Here is a 16,985-nt window from a genome sequence, read left to right as displayed (position 1 = left end):
AAGCTGCTGAAATCAGTAGTTTTTCCCCTTTATATTCTCTCTATTTCTTTAATGTGAATCCGAATTTATCCCATGCTTGTAAATAATCTAATAAGAAAATTTCTTCTTCTATAATTCGACCAACTACATTTGTTTTTCCTGTATTCACCATATCTTTTAATGCAATTTGTAATTCGCCTTTATACTGGCCATATTGTTCATTATCAATTAATAAATCTCCACGCTTAATTTCACGCGTATTATGAGGTTTAAACTCTTCTTTTTTATATTTCACACGACTTTGTGTAGATCGAATCATATATTCAGATACATCTCCGCGATAAAAATGTGGTTCGTCTAATACGATAATTCTTTCTAATTCTGTCGTTGTATCATATAGTTCTATATCAAATGTTTGTTTCTCTTTATTTAATGCACCTAGTGCTTGTAATTCTTCTTCTGACGCATATGCGTTTGCAATAATAACATCATCAATTAATTCCGTCGCAAATAAATGCTTCGCCTGTGTTGTCATCGGTAATTCACGATGCTGCTCTAATGTACATAACCCTTCTGTTACTGGCCAAGGTCCGTATGTTGCATCAAATGATGAAATAAAAGCAGCCGTTCTCATACCGTAATCTTTAAATTGTTTCGAGCATTTAATGAAATGATCGTATGATAAACCTGAATAACGATGCGGATAAAAATTATGACAACCAATTAAATTTTCACGATTTGGTCTATGACTCATAATGTTATCTACATACTTCGTACCATTGCTCATATTAATCTCAATTTTCAAACCATACGGATTATAAGTCATAATTGATTCTTCTAATCCTGAGAAACCAACATCTAAACGAATACCGTACGCACCCAATTCATGGAAGAATGATAAATCATTATACGAAATACCTAATTGTTCAAAAACAGATGGACTAATATCAACTAATACTTGGAACCCTAATGCATTCGCATGTGAGATCGTTTCTTTAAATTCTTCAATAATTTTCTCTTTTTCTCCATCCACAGATAATAAACATGTGAACACACGTGTAAACCCATATTTACTTGCTAATGTTAAATACTCCTTATCTTTCTCTACTGTTGAATGTTCTGGATAAATAGAAATACCTAATCGTCTCATATGTACACGCCTCTTTCTTCATCATATTGTAAACCTTTTCAAATATATGTAGTGAAAAAGTATATATCCCCTTCTTGTTCACTACTCCTTTGAATCCGCTTTCTTTAAAGAAAAAACAATTTCTATCATTCTTAACACCTACAAGTCTATACATCTATACTTTACATCTTTTTTTCATAGTTGTGTAGCCTTTACACAAATTTGTCAGTTTTTCACCTTAAAAATTGTTATCCGTTTTCAAGACACCTTCCTTGACTGTTGCATTGGCCAATACATATACTCGAAAGAAAAGAGAAAATTTTATATAGGGGATGAATATATGGGAGAAGCAATACTCGTAAAACGAGAACCGTTATGGACAAAAGAGTTTGTTGCTTTAATTTTTGCAAACTTATGTATGTTTTTAGGGTTTCAAATGTTAATTCCAACCTTACCTGTTTATGTGAAAGAAATTGGTGGCACAAGTTCCAATATCGGATTGGTTGTCGGCATGTTTACCGTTGCGGCACTTTTTGTTAGACCGCTAACTGGGAACGCCTTGCAAAAATTTAATAAAAAAATCATCTTAATGATCGGTACTGCTATTTGTTTACTCGCTATGGGCAGTTACCTTTTCGCCTCAACAATCTTTCTCTTGCTTGCTGTTCGTATTTTACACGGAGCTGGTTTCGGTATTACAACGACTACATATGGGACTGTCGTTTCTGATTTAATTCCCTCAGCTCGCCGCGGAGAAGGCATGGGATATTTTGGTCTTTCTGGAACAATTGCAATGGCCCTCGGTCCACTTATCGGACTATGGCTTATGCAAACATATAACTTCACAATTCTTTTTTTATGTGCATTATCGTGCACAATTGTTTCATTAATATTAACGAAACTACTTCAAATCCAAAAAACGAAACAGCCTCCACAACAATCATCTAGTACTTTTCTCGATGGATTTATTGAGCGTAAAGCTTTACTTCCTTCATTATTAATATTATGTATTACATTAATGTACGGAGGAATCGGAAGTTTTATCACACTATTTGCTACAGAAGTCGGCATAGCTGATATTAGCCTCTTCTTTTTATGTAACGCACTAGCAATCGCTGTAACTCGTCCATTCTCTGGAAAGCTATATGATGCAAAAGGCCATACATTCGTCATCATTCCGGGAGTTATTATAACGTTTACAGGTATTATTTTATTGTCGTATACGACGACAATTCCGAGCTTAATTATTGCTGCAGCATGTTACGGAAGTGGTTTTGGAGCGATCCAACCTGCACTACAAGCATGGATGATTGACCGCGTAGCACCGCATCGACGCGGCGTAGCAACGGCTACATTCTTCTCCGCATTTGACCTTGGAATCGGCGCTGGAGCGATTATATTTGGATTTATTGCTCATTTTACAAACTATGCAACTGTATATCGTTACTCCTCTCTATTACTTATTGCTTTTCTCTTCATTTACATTACAAGCATAAGAAAACAAAAGCATAGCGATAAAAACACGGAAAAAGCTGCTGGATAAATCAGTAGCTTTTTTATCGTATTAAAAAATTGTTTTCCCTCGTTTTGCTGTTATAAAACTACATGCATTTTCCTACATATTTTTTTAACTTTCATCAAAAAATATACGATGAACTCGCAGACGCTTTCCTTGATATTCAACTGAACAACATTATTCTAAAAAGTGTGATTTCTTTACAAAATTAAGATTTATACAAGATGAAAACCAATAAAATACAGCTGTTTCTTTAAGGGATTGTAAACTTTTCTTCCCTTTGTAAATTTAGTGTAAATTTTACTAGCAAACCGTTTACAGTGACTCAAGGTTCAGTTAATAATTACATCGTACATGAAATTTAAGGAGTGGAATGCGTGGAATATAATGTTCAAGATATGATCTTCCAGTTCATTGGTGGATTAGGTATTTTCTTATTCGGGATTAAATACATGGGCGATGGACTGCAACAAGCAGCTGGAGATCGTCTTCGCGATATTCTAGATCGTTTTACAACAAACCCACTTATGGGTGTACTAGCAGGTATGTTAGTTACTGTATTAATCCAATCCAGTTCAGGAACAACCGCTTTAACAGTCGGACTTGTAAGTGCCGGATTTATGACATTAAGACAAGCAATCGGTGTTATTATGGGTGCAAACATCGGTACGACAGTTACTGCATTTATTATCGGAATTAAAATCGGAGAATATGCTCTCCCAGTTATGGCAGTTGGAGCAATCTTACTATTCTTCTTTAAAAATAAAAAAGTACATTCTGTAGGTCAAGTTGTATTCGGTTTTGGTATGTTATTCTTCGGTTTAGAATTAATGAGCGCAGGTATGAAACCTCTTCGTTCTTTAGAATCATTCCAAGAATTAACAGTGAGCATGAGTGATAATCCAATTTTAGGAATTGTTGTCGGTACAGTCTTTACTTTAATTGTACAAAGTTCAAGCGCAACAATCGGTATTTTACAAGAACTATTCGGTCAAGGTGCAATCGATTTACAAGCAGCTCTTCCTGTATTATTCGGTGATAACATCGGTACAACAATTACAGCTGTATTAGCAGCGATCGGTACTTCAATTGCAGCAAGACGTGCAGCATTAGTTCACGTTATCTTTAATATTATCGGTACAATTATCTTTACAATTTTATTAGTACCATTTACAAGTTTAATTCAATATTTCCAAACATCATTAAACTTGAATCCAGAAATGACTATTGCATTTGCACACGGAACATTTAACGTAACAAATACAATTATTCAATTCCCGTTCATTGCAGTGTTAGCATGGATCGTAACAAAAATTATTCGTGGTGAAGATGCAGCGATTGACTTCAAACCACAACATTTAAATCCAATCTTTATTGAACAATCTCCAGCCATTGCTTTAACAGAAGCTCAAAAAGAGATTATCCGTATGGCTGAGTTCTCATTACACGGATTAAAAGAAGCAAACCAATTTTTAAACACACAAGATAAAAAACACGCTGACATGGCTACTCAATTAGAAGGAGCTATTAACAATTTAGATAAAAAAATTACCGAGTATTTAGTTTTACTATCAGAAAAGCCACTTTCACCTACGGATTCTGAAAAACATTCTGTTTTAGCAGGTGTTGTTGGAGATATTGAACGTGTCGGTGATCATGTAGAAAACCTTGTAGAACTTGTAGATTTCCAAATTTCAAACCGTGTTTCACTATCAGACGAAGCATTAGCTGAGTTAAACGAAATGCTAGAATTAACGATTTCAACACTGCATGACTCAGTTGAAGCTTTAACAAACTTCGATACTGAACTAGCTCAAACTGTTATTGCAAAAGAACGCAAAATCGACCAAATGGAACGTGTTCTTCGTAAACGTCACGTATTACGTCTAAACGAACGCAGCTGTTCAGGTGATGCAAGTATCATCTTCGTCGATATGGTAAGTAACTTAGAGCGCATTGGCGATCACGCTGTAAATATCGCTGACGGTGTTTTAGGTGAACAAGGTAAAATCAATTTAAAACAATCATTATAATAAGAAAGAGACGCTAACTTAAGCGTCTCTTTTTTCATTATATTTTAACAACTGTTCTTCCTTTTAACTTTCCTTGCAATATAAGTGCAAACTTCTTCTCTAATTCTTCTAATGTACATTCTTCTGTATAAGATAGTAATTCTTTATTTCCCCATTCTTTCGCTAAAAGCGTCCAAACATCTCTTCTCACATCTACTGGGCATTGCACAGAATCTATCCCTAAAAGGCTTATACCTCGTAAAATAAACGGATATACCGTGGTTTGTAGTTCCTGGCCTGCCACATTACCGCATGTCGTTACACAACCACCATACTTTACTGTTTTTAAAGCTGTTTCTAACATATGTCCACCTACAGTATCGATAATTCCCGCGTATATCCCTTTTAACATCGGTCTTCCTGATTCATCATTCAATTCCGCGCGATGAATCACTTTTTTCGCTCCTAGACGTAGTAGCATTTCTTCCTCTTCCATTTTCCCTGTCGCTCCTACTACGTTAAACCCTAACTTACTTAATATACTAACAGCTACACTCCCTACGCCGCCTGTAGCACCCGTTACTAAAACATCTCCCATACTAGGCTTGATTCCTGCTCCAATAAGCTTATATACCGACAAAGCAGCAGTAAAACCCGCTGTCCCATACATCATACTTTCCTTTAATGACATTCCTTCTGGTAAAGGCACGACCCAAGATGATGGGACGCGAATATATTCTCCGAAACCACCAGAGGTATTCATACCTAAGTCATATCCCGTTACAATAACTTGATCTCCTACCTTAAAGGAGTTATCTTCACTACTCACAACTTCTCCTGCGGCATCAATTCCTGGCGTATGAGGATACGTTCTCGTAACACCTTTATTACCAGTAGCTGAAAGGGCATCTTTATAATTTAATGAAGAATAATGAACTTGTATGAGTACGTCTCCCTCAGGTAAACTACTTACTTCTCTCTCAACAACTTTTCTTACAAACTGATGATTTTCCGTTTCGTTCACAACGATTGCTCGGAATGATGTATGATTCATTATGCTCTCTCCTTTATCCGTCAAATTCTTCTTTATTATATAGAAGAAATAGGTAAGCTTACTCATTTCTTCTTGGATATATTTCAACAAATCTTACTTCCCTATCGCTTTCTCATAATATATATTTTCATTTCTACTAATAGCCCTTATACTTATTCTACATCTACAAAATAATATATAGAAAATCTGACTTTTTATAAATAAATTGAATTTTTACGAAATGTAAATGATTTGTAATGTTTTTTTTCGCTAAATTTCATTATAATAAGTGGATATGAGTGTCGTATTTCAATCCAAATGAAGGAGTACAAGAAATGGAGCAAAACCCATCTTTGCAAGAAAATACACGCAGTAAACCGAAAAAAAATAAGAAAAAAATAAAAATTATTATAAGCGCTATACTATTCGTTTTATTAATAGGCGGCGGTTATACTTGGTTTTTAGTAAATAAAGCATCTTCTGCTGTTCGAAATGCCGCACACGATTTAGCACGCGGTGATAAATCTGATTTACGAGATAAAGCTGTAAAACCTATTACAAATAACGTCTCTGTTTTAATAATGGGTGTTGATGAAAGCGATGTCCGAGGAAAAGAATATGGTGAAGCTATAAGAACAGATGCGCTTTTACTTGCAACATTTAATAAAGATAGCAAAACTGTTAAACTATTAAGTATCCCACGTGACACATATACTTATATCCCAATAGAAAAGAAAAAAGATAAAATTACACACGCTCATGCATTCGGTTCTGCTAAAAACGGAAAAAATGGTGGACCACAAGCAAGCATTGATGCAGTTGAAAAATTAATGAATGTTCCTGTCGATTATTTTGTGAAATTTAACTTTAAATCATTTATAAAAATCGTCGATGACTTGGGCGGTGTTGAAGTTGATGTACCAGTTGAATTTACTGAGCAAGATAGCAATGATAATGCTGAGGCAATTCATCTAGAAAAAGGTGTTCAAAAGTTAAATGGCGAAGAAGCTCTTGCTCTTGCTAGAACAAGACACATCGATAGCGATGCAATGCGTGGACAACGTCAACAACTCGTTATCGAGGCTATTTTAAAGAAACTAACAAGTGTTGGTTCCGTAACAAAAGTTGGCAACATCATTGATGATATTAACGGACAATTCGTTACAAACTTAACATTTGATGATATGCTTTCATTCTATAAATATGGATCGGATTCGGAAATTGAGAAATTACAAATCCAAGGTGATGATTGCTATATGGCAAAAGGTGACGATACATGTAGCAAATCTGCTGGTGGTGGTCGAACTTACTACTACAATCCAGATAAAAAAGAATTAGCTAATGTTACAAATGAACTTCGTACTCATCTTGGGCTACCTGCATATACAAAGTCTGACTCAGACTCTGATTCGAAAAAGACAAAAGAATCTAAGTCTGAAAATTCAAGTGAACGCGAATCAAGTAACAATGAAGTGAAAAATAAGAACAAAAATAGCAGTGAAGATACAGAAACATCATCTAACGACAATGAATAATAAAGAAGCAGTACTCTATGGAGGTAGAGTACTGCTTCTTTTTATTTCTTCAGAATCAAAAATCAGAACTTTCTAACTATCTTTTTTAATATTTTTAAATTATAATAAATAGTAGCAATCTATTCCAATTATCAGGGGGCTCATACATATGAAAGCTGCAGTAAAACATAACATCTCAGATTTTAAAGACTACTTAAAATCCAACGATATATACATGGAAGAAAATATAGATGAAAATGATGGATCTGTTCATTTTTCAGTAGGATTAGAGACAGAAGCTGGCGCAAAAATTCAACTTATCGCTGCTTTCCAAAACGAACATCCTACGGTAGATATATACTGCTTCAATGTTGCTCACGTGCCTGATGCAACATCAACAAATGATATTTTACATGTTATTAATGAATTAAACACATCTTATCGCTTTGCAAAATTCACATTAAACAAGCAAAATGCAATTGATATTTCAGCATCTCTTGCATTCTCAGAACCAAACTTTAATCCAGCACTTGTCTTTGAACATACGAGAATGCTATATAAATTAGCAAATGACGAATATAAAAACTTAATGAAAGTTATTTGGGCATAAAGTAAAACTATAATCCGTTAGGTTTACGGGCAATAAATAAAAGGATGGGCTGTAAGCAGCACCATCCTTTTATTTTGATATCATATCGATCCACATTTTAACAGCAGTGCCTACAATTAAAGTGGACAATACATATTGCAGTACTTTTTGATTTAGCCACTTCCCGACTCGTGCTCCAAGTGGCGCAGCAAATATACTGGCAACCGCAATAATTAGAGCTGGAATGATAACTACTTGCCCAGTAATCACTTTTCCTGTAGTAATCCCTATTGAGGAAATAAACGTAATAGCGATAGATGTCGCGATCGTCATGCGCAGTGGTAATTTTAAAATAACTAGCATAATGGGAACTAAAAGGAACGAACCTCCAGCTCCTATAATGCCTGAAGCTCCCCCTACAACGAACGCTAACAAGCTTGCTAACCATTTATTATACTTCACATCTCCACTATTATTTTGTTTCGGTACAAACATCATAATAGCTGCAATTGTAGCTAATGCTGCATAAACAACATTGACTGTATGTTCCTCTAATATGTTAGCACCGAAACTCCCTATGAAGCTTCCTATTAATATACTAGCTCCCATATACATAACTAACGTTTTATTCATGTCATTACTTTTCCGGTATGCCCACGCGCCTGCAAAAGTTGCAAAGAATACTTGTACCGCTGTAATACCGCTCACTTCATGTGACGTATAGCCAGTAAATCCTAGCAATACTGGAATGTATAAGATCATCGGATAATTAATAATCGCGCCACCAATCCCAACCATTCCTGATATAAATGATCCTATAAACCCAATTATAAAAAGTAATACGACTAAGCTCATCTTACATCCCCCGCCTTCTAAAAAGAAGGTGATTTAAATGAATAAGTTTACATTCCCATCCGAAGCATCTGCTAAATATGCCCCTACACCTGCAAACTCTACCCCTTCCATAATCTCTTCCTCTTTTAACCCTAATAAATCTACTGTCATTTGACAAGCTACAAGTTTAATTCCTTGTTCTTTCGCCAAATCAATTAAATCTGGCAAAGGCATTGCGTTATGTTTTTTCATAATGCCTTTAATCATCTTCGGCCCCATGCCAGCAAAATTCATTTTGGATAATCCCATCTTATCAGCACCGCGTGGCATCATTTTTCCAAATAATTTTTCTATAAATGTTTTCTTTACATTCACATGTTCATCTTTCCTTAAAGCATTTAATCCCCAGAAAGTATGAAAAATAGTTACCTCTTGATCATACGCCGCTGCGCCATTTGCAATAATATAAGCAGCCATCGCTTTATCGTAATCTCCGCTAAATAACACGATTGTCGTTTTCTTCTGTTGTTCCATATTGTTCTCCCTCCAATTACCTATAGGGGTATTTACTTGTTTATAAAAAGGCCCAAATCACTTACTTCACTATATGACTTTACCTTCCCACGCTAACATACCACCTACCATATTGATTGCTTGAAAACCGTAGCTCTCTAGAAACTGAACTGCTCTTCCACTTCTTCCGCCAGAGCGACAAACGATAATATACTCTTTCTTTTTATCCAACTCATGCATTCGAAACTCTAATAGCCTTAGCGGAATATTACATGCTTCTGGAATTCTTCCTTCTGCTACTTCTTCTACTTCACGGACATCTACGATATTTACTACTTCTTTACGTAACAATTTTTCTTCTAATTCTTTTGCTGTCATTTCTTTCATTTTAAAGTCCCTCCTCACAAAGCATTCATACCACCTGAAACGTTTATTACTTGCTGAAACCCTAGTTTTTTCAACATCTTTGCAGCTTGCTTACTTCTCATTCCACTTTGGCAAATAACGATTACTTCCATATTTTTATCTAACTGACCTGCTCTACTAGCTAACTCATTTAACGGGATATTCTGAAATCCTTTCATATGATTTCCTCTATATTCACCTACTGTACGAACATCGATAAGTTGTTTCCCCTTTTTTTCCACTATATTCTTTAATTCTTTTCCACTGATATTTTGCACACCTTTCACTGGTAAAAATCGTGAAATAACAAACCATGCAGCAAGTACAATGAAAAGCGTACTTACTATTGTGTTCATATAACCACCCTCTCTGCATTTATAACAACATTTTTTCCTACGCCTTCTTAATCCAAAATTTCAGCACATCAGCTTCTTCTACATGCTTTACGATGTTATGACCACCTTTATTTGCCCACGCTGGAATATCCTTAACTGATCCTTTATCCGTTACATGTACTTCTAACACTTCTCCAGTTTGCAAAGTATCCATCGCTTTCTTCGTTCTTACAATCGGCATTGGACATGCTAAACCCTTCGCATCTAATACTTGTTTTATATTCATCATCAATTCCTCCAATTTGTTATTTTTATAATGACTCATGCACTGCACAACGATTTGGGCCAATCTCCATTTCACGCTCTTCTTCCACACTCGGATGAATTTTCCCCATATTCGTTTGACGAATTTCTTCATATGCATTTGGTTGTGGCGGTAAGTTTTCTGTTACAGTTTTACGAAACTCTACTTCATCAGCAATATTTAACCCTACGTTCTCTTTAAATAGATCTTGTAAGCTCGCACTCACAATGCCTCTTTCATCCATTTCACTTATTTTTGAATAATGAGCTGGTAAAACAATTAAATCTTGAGACAGTTCCTTATAAAGTGTATATAACGTATTTCTTAAATCACTCACCCAATCTTCAGCCTTACCAGCAAGATCAGGACGCCCAATTGAATCTACAAATAAAATATCGCCTGATAATAAATAAGAATCATCTACAATGAATGACGTACTTCCAATCGTATGCCCTGGTGAGTATAATGCGTCAATTACAATTTTAGTACCCCCCACCGTAATAACAGATCCTTCAACAAGCGGTTCGTATGAGAAAACAACTTCCTCTGCATCTTTTGGTGGTAACCAATACGTACCACCTACCTTTTCCGCTAACTTACGTCCTCCGGAAATATGGTCTGCATGTAAATGTGTATCCATTACATTCGTAATCGTAACGCCATGCTCTTTCGCAAACTCCTCATATGCTTCAACCGTTCTTACTGCATCAATAACTGCTGCTTCACCATTAGAAACAACCATATAAGATAAACAGCCTTTTCCAAGACGATTAAATTGATATATACTTCCTTCCCCCTGTACATCCCCTACTTTTAACGGCTTCACATATTCACTCCAAGCTTTCATGCCACCAGCTAAATAATAAATATTTTGTAATCCAACCTCTGTTAATTGCTCTGCCACAAATATAGAAGACCCTTCTTTTGCACATACTACTAAAACATCTTTATCTTTAGGTAATTCACTTACAATATGATCTACACCATCTAACAAATCAAAATAAGGTTTATTAATAGAAGAAACTTGCTTCCCTTCAATTTTCCAATCTTCATAATCCGTCTCATTACGAACATCTAAAATGAATAACTCTCCGAATAAAACTTTCTCTGCAACATCTTTTGCTTGTAACGGTTTAACATTCATTTAATTACCCCCATAGGTATATTTTCGTTCAAAAAAATTTACTTCTCTATATTCCCTTGCCACTCTACCATACCTGGAATGACATTTTTCACATTTAAATAACCTTTCTCATTCAACATTTGGCAAGCTATATCACTGCGATTACCAGTTCGGCAAATAACATAAATTTGCTTCGTCTTATCTAATACTGCGCTGTCTAATTTACCTAATGGTACCGAAATGGCGAATGGAATATGGCCAAAAGCAAATTCCGCTGCTTCGCGAACATCTAATACAATGCTCTCTTCTCCATGAGACAATATAGACTGTAATTCTGCATTCGTAATTGTATGTGGATATTTCACAATTTCATTCACTTCATGCTCGTTTGCTTTCCTAACATAATGCACCAATACATCACCCTCTTGTTTTGTCCCGATATATTGATGTCCTACTTTACTCGCCCAACTTTTTATATCTACCGTAGAACCTTTATCTGTTGCCTTAACTTCAATCACCTGCCCAGGTGCTAATCCTTCTATCGCCTTCTTCGTTTTCACAATAGGCATCGGACAAGCCAAACCTTTACAATCTAAACTCATATCCACTTTTATACTCATAATCGATTCCTCCACAATTCATATACATATACCTGTAGGGGTATATTAAAACGTTTTTGAAAATCTGTCAACACTTATGTTTGACAGATTATCGGCTTTTTACAAGTAATTGAACAGCTTCTTTAATTAACTCTTCATTTGAACCATTACCACTTTCAAACTGTTCACGCAAACATTGCTCTAAATTCGTTCCAACAACGAGTCCAATTGTACGATCAAGTGCAGAACGAGATGCTGTTAACTGTGTAATAACTTCTCGGCAATCTTTTCCTTCTTCCATCATACGAAGCACACCACGAACTTGACCTTCAATACGTTTCAATCTATTTTTCATATCTTGATTATATTCCATTCTATAATCACCTCATTACCATTATGTCACCATTTCTAACCTATGACAATATATTATACCCTACAGGGTATTTTGTAAACCCCTATTTTTAATTTTTGTCTTATATGTTCGCAAATCAAAAAATAAAACCTTAATCTATAGATTTTCATCTTCCACTAAATCTTGAAGTAGAAGATGAAAAATATCAATATACAACACGTTCTGGCAATACTGTCCCATACAACTTAAAACCACCATCTACATTCTTCACCTTATATCCCTTTTCCATTAACATACGCGCTGCAACATACCCTCTCATACCAAGTTGGCAAGTGATATATATTTCTTTGTCCATTGGTACTTCATCCAATCGATCACGTAATTCATCTAACGGAATATTAATAGAGCCTTTAATCATTCCCTGTTTTAGTTCATTAGGTTCTCGAACATCAATAAGGTACCCACCATTTTCAACAATGTGATCTATTTCATGCCATTGCACTGTGTCCACAAAACCATCTACTATATTACTTGCAGCATACCCCACCATGTTTACTGGATCTTTTGCAGAAGAATACGGCGGGGCATATGATAATTCTAAATCCGGTAAATCGATTACAGTTAAGTTTGCCTTCATTGCCGTCGCAATAACATCTATACGCTTATCTACCCCGTCACGTCCTAAAGCCTGTGCTCCATAAATCTTTCCACTTTCTTTATTAAAGATTAATTTTATTAGCACTGGCGTAGCATTCGGATAGTATCCCGCATGAGAATTTGCCTGTACATGTACTACCTCATAGGGTATATTTAATCGTTTTAATATTTTCTCATTTACTCCAGTCGAAGCAACTGTTAAATCAAAAACTTTAGCCACAGAAGTTCCCATCGTACCTTTATATAAAGACTCCGTATGACCATGAATAATATCCGCTAACATGCGACCTTGACGATTAGCTGGCCACGCTAAAGGAATCATCGTTTCTGTTTCTGTAACAAAATCTTTCACTTCAATCGCATCACCAATTGCATATACATGTGGATCCGATGTTTGAAATTTCTCATTTACTTTTATCGTCCCTCTAACTCCTAATGCTAATCCTGCATCCTTCGCTAAACTACTCTCTGGTTGTACACCAATTGCTAAAATAATCATATCTGTCTCTATAATTGAACCACTTTTTAAACGTACAACAGTCCCGCCCTTTTCTAATGCATCTACACCATCTTCAAAAACAAGCTCAACATTGTGCACCTTCATATGCTCATGCACATATGCTGCCATTTCATAATCGATTGGTGGCATTACTTGATTTGCCATCTCTACAAGAGTAACCTCAATCCCGCGTTCTCTTAAATTCTCAACCATTTCCACTCCAATAAATCCGCCACCAATAACCGTCGCGTGACGTGGTTTCTTCTCATCAATGTACGCTTTAATACGATCTGTATCAGGTACATTCCGTAACGTAAACAACGACTTCGCTTCTTCAATACCCGGGATAGATGGAACAATTGGTTTCGCCCCTGGTGAAAGAATTAACACATCATATTCCTCGTTATATGTTTTACCTGTAGTTACATTCTTTATAGTAATTGTTTTCTCTTCTTTATTAATCTTTACCACTTCACTCAATACACGTATATCTAAATTAAAACGCTTTGACATCCTTTCAACAGTTTGTACTAATAATTTTTGTCTTTCTGTAATGACACCGCCAATATAATATGGCAATCCACAGTTTGCAAATGAAATATATTCACCGCGCTCAACCATAATAATTTCATCTTCTTCACTTAAACGACGAAGCCTTGCAGCTACTGATGCGCCGCCGGCAACTCCGCCTACTACAACTATTTTTCTGGACATATTTTAAACCTCCATATTATTTAATTTTCTCATGTACCACAAAACATATACCTGTATGGGTATATGATAGAGTATAAAAAATTTAATTTCAATCAATATGTCTTTCTTTCACAAATTTGAAACAAAAAAAGAACTTAGATATTTCCAAGTTCTTTTTCATATAGCTCTGTTCTATAACTTTCTTTACTATTACATCAATACCTAAAAATGGTGTAGTATGAGGGCATACTTGTTTTAGATAACTGAACTACACCTATATTTAAATTTCCAAACTCAATAGTTTCACTTGAAGTTAAATATATTTCGCTTAAAATTCTTAAATACCAAAGTCTAAAAAAATGAATCCAAATGGATTTACTATATTTATTCAGACCATCTTTTAATATTATTAAACACATTGTCTGTTATCCGATTTCCAAAATTCATATTTTTATTCCCTCTTGTATGAATGGCTATTATTTTGATACCTGTATCAAAATAATGATATACAGGTGATCCACTTTGCCCTTCATAAGTATCAATCTTGTATGTTAGTCTGCTAGGATTAACACCTTCAATTGGACCATAATCTCTCCACATTGTGTAACGTTCATTTCCTATTTTATCAGCTGGATATCCAGGAATCACCGCAAGTAAACCTTTTGGTGATTCTACATAGGTAGTTCTATATCCAAACCAACCTGTATAATCTCCTGGAGACCCATTTAATTTAATCGTTCCATAATCATAATTTGAATTTTCGTTATCAGTCCATCCACTTACCGAGTAAAGTTTTGTTCCTTTATAAGGTAAATACGGTGCTTGTCCTCCATTACGTCCTGGAGTTACAATAACATTTGTTGCCCATCCACCAATTTCTTTATTGTAAATACAATGTCCAGCTGTCAGCACTGTATCTTTACTAATTAGTGCTCCTGTACATCCATAAATTTCTCCACTATTATACTGAGTTGCTATATGGACTACGGCACTATACGGATATGAAGTTGTATCATTAACCCGTATTCGATCATCTATTCCTATAACAGAATAGGTAAGAATGTTAGGTGAATAATTTAACTTCGTATTTTCTAAGAAGGCTCCCCAATCTTCCCTACCATGTTTACGCCCTTCAAATGAAGGCGAAACAAGATCTTCTTCCCTTCGATCATTACTATACAAAGATTGTTCTTGAAAAAGTACACGTTCTCCCTCATTTGAAACTGATGTCCACGGTACATCTTCTGCATACACCTTTTGATTCACCAAAAATACTATACAAAAAAAGATAAAAAGAACACCAAAACTATAAAGAGCCAACCTACATCTTATAGAAATAAAGCTATACACCATAACTTACCTCCTATACAAATGATAGCGAACAATTGAAGATCCCTTTATAAATTCTAGTTTTTCTTTTTTTAAAAGTCAACGTAATTAATAATGATAATCATTATTAATTACGTTGACTTAACAAAATCACACAATTAGTCACATTCTTTACTCTGCGTTCAAAATTCTGTCTCATTAAAGTTTCACCTTATTACATAAATCCATAACCTTCTTCACAATCAACTCCGCAGTATTCTCTCCCGGTGGCATTAACAAATTTGTAACTGTTCCATACACAATAGGACTTAATTCTACTTCATATCCGCCATATGCATATTCGTCTTTTGTGGGTAAATAACCAAGATATCCGTTCATATATCCACCAAAGAAAACTAATTCATTTTGAAGGATTTCTTTCATTTCTAGGGCAGTTTCTGAAAATGGTTCCATCGGTATGCCAGAGAAAATCCCATCATTAACTTGAAACAGTTGCACTTCTAAATCAATACTTAACCGCCGAATACCTTGCCTATATTTCTCTAATACGATAGTAAGCCATTCGTCCGTATTCACGCCCCACTGCTTCTCGGCTAATCGAGCCATGCTTCGTATCTCATCAATTTCAGGAATATCATTCAACTTCATTTGCATCATACTTGAAACTGTCCTTAAATTTAAAATTGGGCTATATGTAACTGCTGGCAACATCATTAATATATGTCCACTAAGTATGTAAGCCATTTGTTTTAACGCTTCCCTTGAACCGCGATATTTCGCATTCACATTTCCAGCGGCACCTTGAACGATAATAACAGGGCAGTTCACTATCTGCTCTAGAATCTCTCTCGTCATTCCAGGATAATCCGCTGATAATTCATCACTATCACCTTTTAAAACATTCGGATGCGCAGTACAAAATACTAAAACCCCAGATAACTCCTTCGTTTCAGCATCTCTTATTGCTAACATACCAATTCGTTTATCTACAACACCATCTATATTTGTTCCCATCTTCGCTTTTCCATCAGATGTGCTCTCTCTTCGATTGACCCCAATATCACCTGTCGTAACACTCCAGCCAACTTCACATCGCTTCAAGTTTTTATTAGCAGTAACAGCACCTTGCACTACATTATTTACTAAAATCGTTTTATACGACTTTACTAAAGGATGATTACCGACTGTTTCCGGCCCAGAGTGTGTATGTGTATAAACAACAGTTATTCGCTCAAATGGCACATGAAGCCTACTTGCTACTCGCTCACGAATCATATTCGTATCTTCTACTAGCATCCCAATATTATCAATACTTATAAACACAGTCTTCATTTCATCTTTTTCAAATACAAAAACTGTCCCGTAAATACGTTCTTCAACATTATTTATGCCTGTCTCTCTATGATATCCGACAAAATCAATACCTACAGGCGGCGTAATATCAACCTTACATACCCCTATTTTGCTCATTTGGATCACTCCATTTCTCTATGTAACTCCCTTTTTTCAAGAATAGCATATTTTTCCTATTTTAAATAAAAAAGAACGGACACAGTATCCTATGTCCGTT

The 16,985-nt window shown here is 35.4% G+C and carries 17 protein-coding genes; 4 read left to right on the top strand and 13 right to left on the bottom strand.

The genetic code is table 11. From position 1 onward, the window contains the following. Window positions 1-40: 40 nt before the first annotated feature. Window positions 41-1,129 carry a DUF871 domain-containing protein gene (locus MRP26_RS08705; RefSeq protein ID WP_001253350.1) on the bottom strand — a complete coding sequence of 363 codons (1,089 nt, stop codon included), beginning with the start codon at window positions 1,127-1,129 and terminating at the stop codon, window positions 41-43. Between the two features lie 319 nt (window positions 1,130-1,448). Between MRP26_RS08705 and MRP26_RS08700 the strand changes: the two genes are divergently transcribed. Both MRP26_RS08700 and MRP26_RS08695 read left to right on the top strand, forming a co-directional pair. After that, a complete protein-coding gene (locus tag MRP26_RS08700) occupies window positions 1,449-2,651 on the top strand; it encodes an MFS transporter (RefSeq protein ID WP_000503255.1) in 1,203 nt (400 codons plus the stop codon). Between the two features lie 350 nt (window positions 2,652-3,001). Then, entirely contained in the window at window positions 3,002-4,657 is a 1,656-nt protein-coding gene (locus MRP26_RS08695) for a Na/Pi cotransporter family protein (RefSeq protein WP_197241347.1), read from the top strand. A 37-nt stretch (window positions 4,658-4,694) separates the two neighbouring features. On the opposite strand, the gene MRP26_RS08690 is transcribed toward MRP26_RS08695, so the two are convergent. Beyond that, window positions 4,695-5,690 (bottom strand): YhdH/YhfP family quinone oxidoreductase, encoded by a 996-nt coding sequence (locus MRP26_RS08690; protein ID WP_197241348.1) that lies wholly within the window; start codon window positions 5,688-5,690, stop codon window positions 4,695-4,697. 314 nt (window positions 5,691-6,004) lie between these two features. Here MRP26_RS08690 and MRP26_RS08685 point away from each other — a divergent pair, with 314 nt between their 5' ends. Together MRP26_RS08685 and MRP26_RS08680 are read left to right on the top strand one after the other, a co-directional pair. After that, complete coding sequence (locus MRP26_RS08685) at window positions 6,005-7,204, top strand: LCP family protein (RefSeq protein WP_000437406.1); 1,200 nt, start codon at window positions 6,005-6,007, stop codon at window positions 7,202-7,204. A gap of 148 nt (window positions 7,205-7,352) precedes the next feature. Beyond that, the gene (locus MRP26_RS08680; RefSeq protein WP_000642361.1) at window positions 7,353-7,793 is read left to right on the top strand and encodes a hypothetical protein; all 441 of its coding nucleotides are present in this window, start codon (window positions 7,353-7,355) and stop codon (window positions 7,791-7,793) included. A 69-nt stretch (window positions 7,794-7,862) separates the two neighbouring features. Here the strand turns inward: MRP26_RS08680 and MRP26_RS08675 are convergent, their stop codons facing one another. The 11 genes from MRP26_RS08675 to MRP26_RS08625 all read right to left on the bottom strand — a co-directional run bounded on the left by MRP26_RS08675 (window position 7,863) and on the right by MRP26_RS08625 (window position 16,885). Further along, window positions 7,863-8,627, bottom strand: coding sequence for a sulfite exporter TauE/SafE family protein (locus MRP26_RS08675; protein WP_197241349.1), 765 nt, complete (start codon window positions 8,625-8,627; stop codon window positions 7,863-7,865). Between the two features lie 33 nt (window positions 8,628-8,660). Further along, window positions 8,661-9,140, bottom strand: a complete 480-nt coding sequence (locus MRP26_RS08670; protein WP_044783307.1) for a DsrE/DsrF/DrsH-like family protein — start codon at window positions 9,138-9,140, stop codon at window positions 8,661-8,663. Between the two features lie 69 nt (window positions 9,141-9,209). After that, on the bottom strand, window positions 9,210-9,506 hold the full coding sequence (locus MRP26_RS08665) for a rhodanese-like domain-containing protein (protein ID WP_161114504.1): 297 nt from the start codon (window positions 9,504-9,506) through the stop codon (window positions 9,210-9,212). Between the two features lie 14 nt (window positions 9,507-9,520). Next, window positions 9,521-9,880 (bottom strand): rhodanese-like domain-containing protein, encoded by a 360-nt coding sequence (locus MRP26_RS08660; protein WP_064532576.1) that lies wholly within the window; start codon window positions 9,878-9,880, stop codon window positions 9,521-9,523. A 37-nt stretch (window positions 9,881-9,917) separates the two neighbouring features. Next, complete coding sequence (locus MRP26_RS08655; RefSeq protein WP_053565193.1) at window positions 9,918-10,148, bottom strand: sulfurtransferase TusA family protein; 231 nt, start codon at window positions 10,146-10,148, stop codon at window positions 9,918-9,920. A 22-nt stretch (window positions 10,149-10,170) separates the two neighbouring features. Next, window positions 10,171-11,307 carry an MBL fold metallo-hydrolase gene (locus tag MRP26_RS08650; protein ID WP_053565194.1) on the bottom strand — a complete coding sequence of 379 codons (1,137 nt, stop codon included), beginning with the start codon at window positions 11,305-11,307 and terminating at the stop codon, window positions 10,171-10,173. Window positions 11,308-11,345: 38 nt separating this feature from the next. After that, window positions 11,346-11,906: a sulfurtransferase TusA family protein gene (locus MRP26_RS08645; RefSeq protein ID WP_197241350.1), complete on the bottom strand. Its 561-nt coding sequence runs from the start codon at window positions 11,904-11,906 to the stop codon at window positions 11,346-11,348. 88 nt (window positions 11,907-11,994) lie between these two features. Next, the gene (locus MRP26_RS08640) at window positions 11,995-12,258 is read right to left on the bottom strand and encodes a metal-sensitive transcriptional regulator (protein WP_000456206.1); all 264 of its coding nucleotides are present in this window, start codon (window positions 12,256-12,258) and stop codon (window positions 11,995-11,997) included. Window positions 12,259-12,442: 184 nt separating this feature from the next. Continuing rightward, entirely contained in the window at window positions 12,443-14,107 is a 1,665-nt protein-coding gene (cdr, locus tag MRP26_RS08635) for a CoA-disulfide reductase (RefSeq protein WP_197241351.1), read from the bottom strand. Window positions 14,108-14,470: 363 nt separating this feature from the next. Next, on the bottom strand, window positions 14,471-15,439 hold the full coding sequence (locus MRP26_RS08630; protein ID WP_053565197.1) for a trypsin-like serine peptidase: 969 nt from the start codon (window positions 15,437-15,439) through the stop codon (window positions 14,471-14,473). 174 nt (window positions 15,440-15,613) lie between these two features. Next, on the bottom strand, window positions 15,614-16,885 hold the full coding sequence (locus MRP26_RS08625) for a neutral/alkaline non-lysosomal ceramidase N-terminal domain-containing protein (RefSeq protein ID WP_197241353.1): 1,272 nt from the start codon (window positions 16,883-16,885) through the stop codon (window positions 15,614-15,616). Between the last annotated feature and the right edge of the window lie 100 nt (window positions 16,886-16,985).

Origin of the sequence: Bacillus sp. CCB-MMP212, assembly GCF_022748145.1 — a bacterium.
GTDB lineage: Bacteria > Bacillota > Bacilli > Bacillales > Bacillaceae_G > Bacillus_A > Bacillus_A cereus.
Note: the sequence above shows the minus strand (reverse complement) of the source record. Positions and strands in the feature narration are given on the sequence as shown.

What these genes read in the sequence shown, in the direction of transcription:
- MRP26_RS08660 (WP_064532576.1), bottom strand. Translation starts at nt 9,880, where the DNA reads ATGAACACAATAGTAAGTACGCTTTTCATTGTACTTGCTGCATGGTTT.
- MRP26_RS08675 (WP_197241349.1), bottom strand. Translation starts at nt 8,627, where the DNA reads ATGAGCTTAGTCGTATTACTTTTTATAATTGGGTTTATAGGATCATTT.
- MRP26_RS08650 (WP_053565194.1), bottom strand. Translation starts at nt 11,307, where the DNA reads ATGAATGTTAAACCGTTACAAGCAAAAGATGTTGCAGAGAAAGTTTTA.
- MRP26_RS08665 (WP_161114504.1), bottom strand. Translation starts at nt 9,506, where the DNA reads ATGAAAGAAATGACAGCAAAAGAATTAGAAGAAAAATTGTTACGTAAA.
- MRP26_RS08680 (WP_000642361.1), top strand. Translation starts at nt 7,353, where the DNA reads ATGAAAGCTGCAGTAAAACATAACATCTCAGATTTTAAAGACTACTTA.
- MRP26_RS08700 (WP_000503255.1), top strand. Translation starts at nt 1,449, where the DNA reads ATGGGAGAAGCAATACTCGTAAAACGAGAACCGTTATGGACAAAAGAG.
- MRP26_RS08640 (WP_000456206.1), bottom strand. Translation starts at nt 12,258, where the DNA reads ATGGAATATAATCAAGATATGAAAAATAGATTGAAACGTATTGAAGGT.
- MRP26_RS08685 (WP_000437406.1), top strand. Translation starts at nt 6,005, where the DNA reads ATGGAGCAAAACCCATCTTTGCAAGAAAATACACGCAGTAAACCGAAA.
- MRP26_RS08705 (WP_001253350.1), bottom strand. Translation starts at nt 1,129, where the DNA reads ATGAGACGATTAGGTATTTCTATTTATCCAGAACATTCAACAGTAGAG.
- MRP26_RS08645 (WP_197241350.1), bottom strand. Translation starts at nt 11,906, where the DNA reads ATGAGTATAAAAGTGGATATGAGTTTAGATTGTAAAGGTTTGGCTTGT.
- MRP26_RS08625 (WP_197241353.1), bottom strand. Translation starts at nt 16,885, where the DNA reads ATGAGCAAAATAGGGGTATGTAAGGTTGATATTACGCCGCCTGTAGGT.
- MRP26_RS08630 (WP_053565197.1), bottom strand. Translation starts at nt 15,439, where the DNA reads ATGGTGTATAGCTTTATTTCTATAAGATGTAGGTTGGCTCTTTATAGT.
- MRP26_RS08690 (WP_197241348.1), bottom strand. Translation starts at nt 5,690, where the DNA reads ATGAATCATACATCATTCCGAGCAATCGTTGTGAACGAAACGGAAAAT.
- cdr (WP_197241351.1), bottom strand. Translation starts at nt 14,107, where the DNA reads ATGTCCAGAAAAATAGTTGTAGTAGGCGGAGTTGCCGGCGGCGCATCA.
- MRP26_RS08670 (WP_044783307.1), bottom strand. Translation starts at nt 9,140, where the DNA reads ATGGAACAACAGAAGAAAACGACAATCGTGTTATTTAGCGGAGATTAC.
- MRP26_RS08655 (WP_053565193.1), bottom strand. Translation starts at nt 10,148, where the DNA reads ATGATGAATATAAAACAAGTATTAGATGCGAAGGGTTTAGCATGTCCA.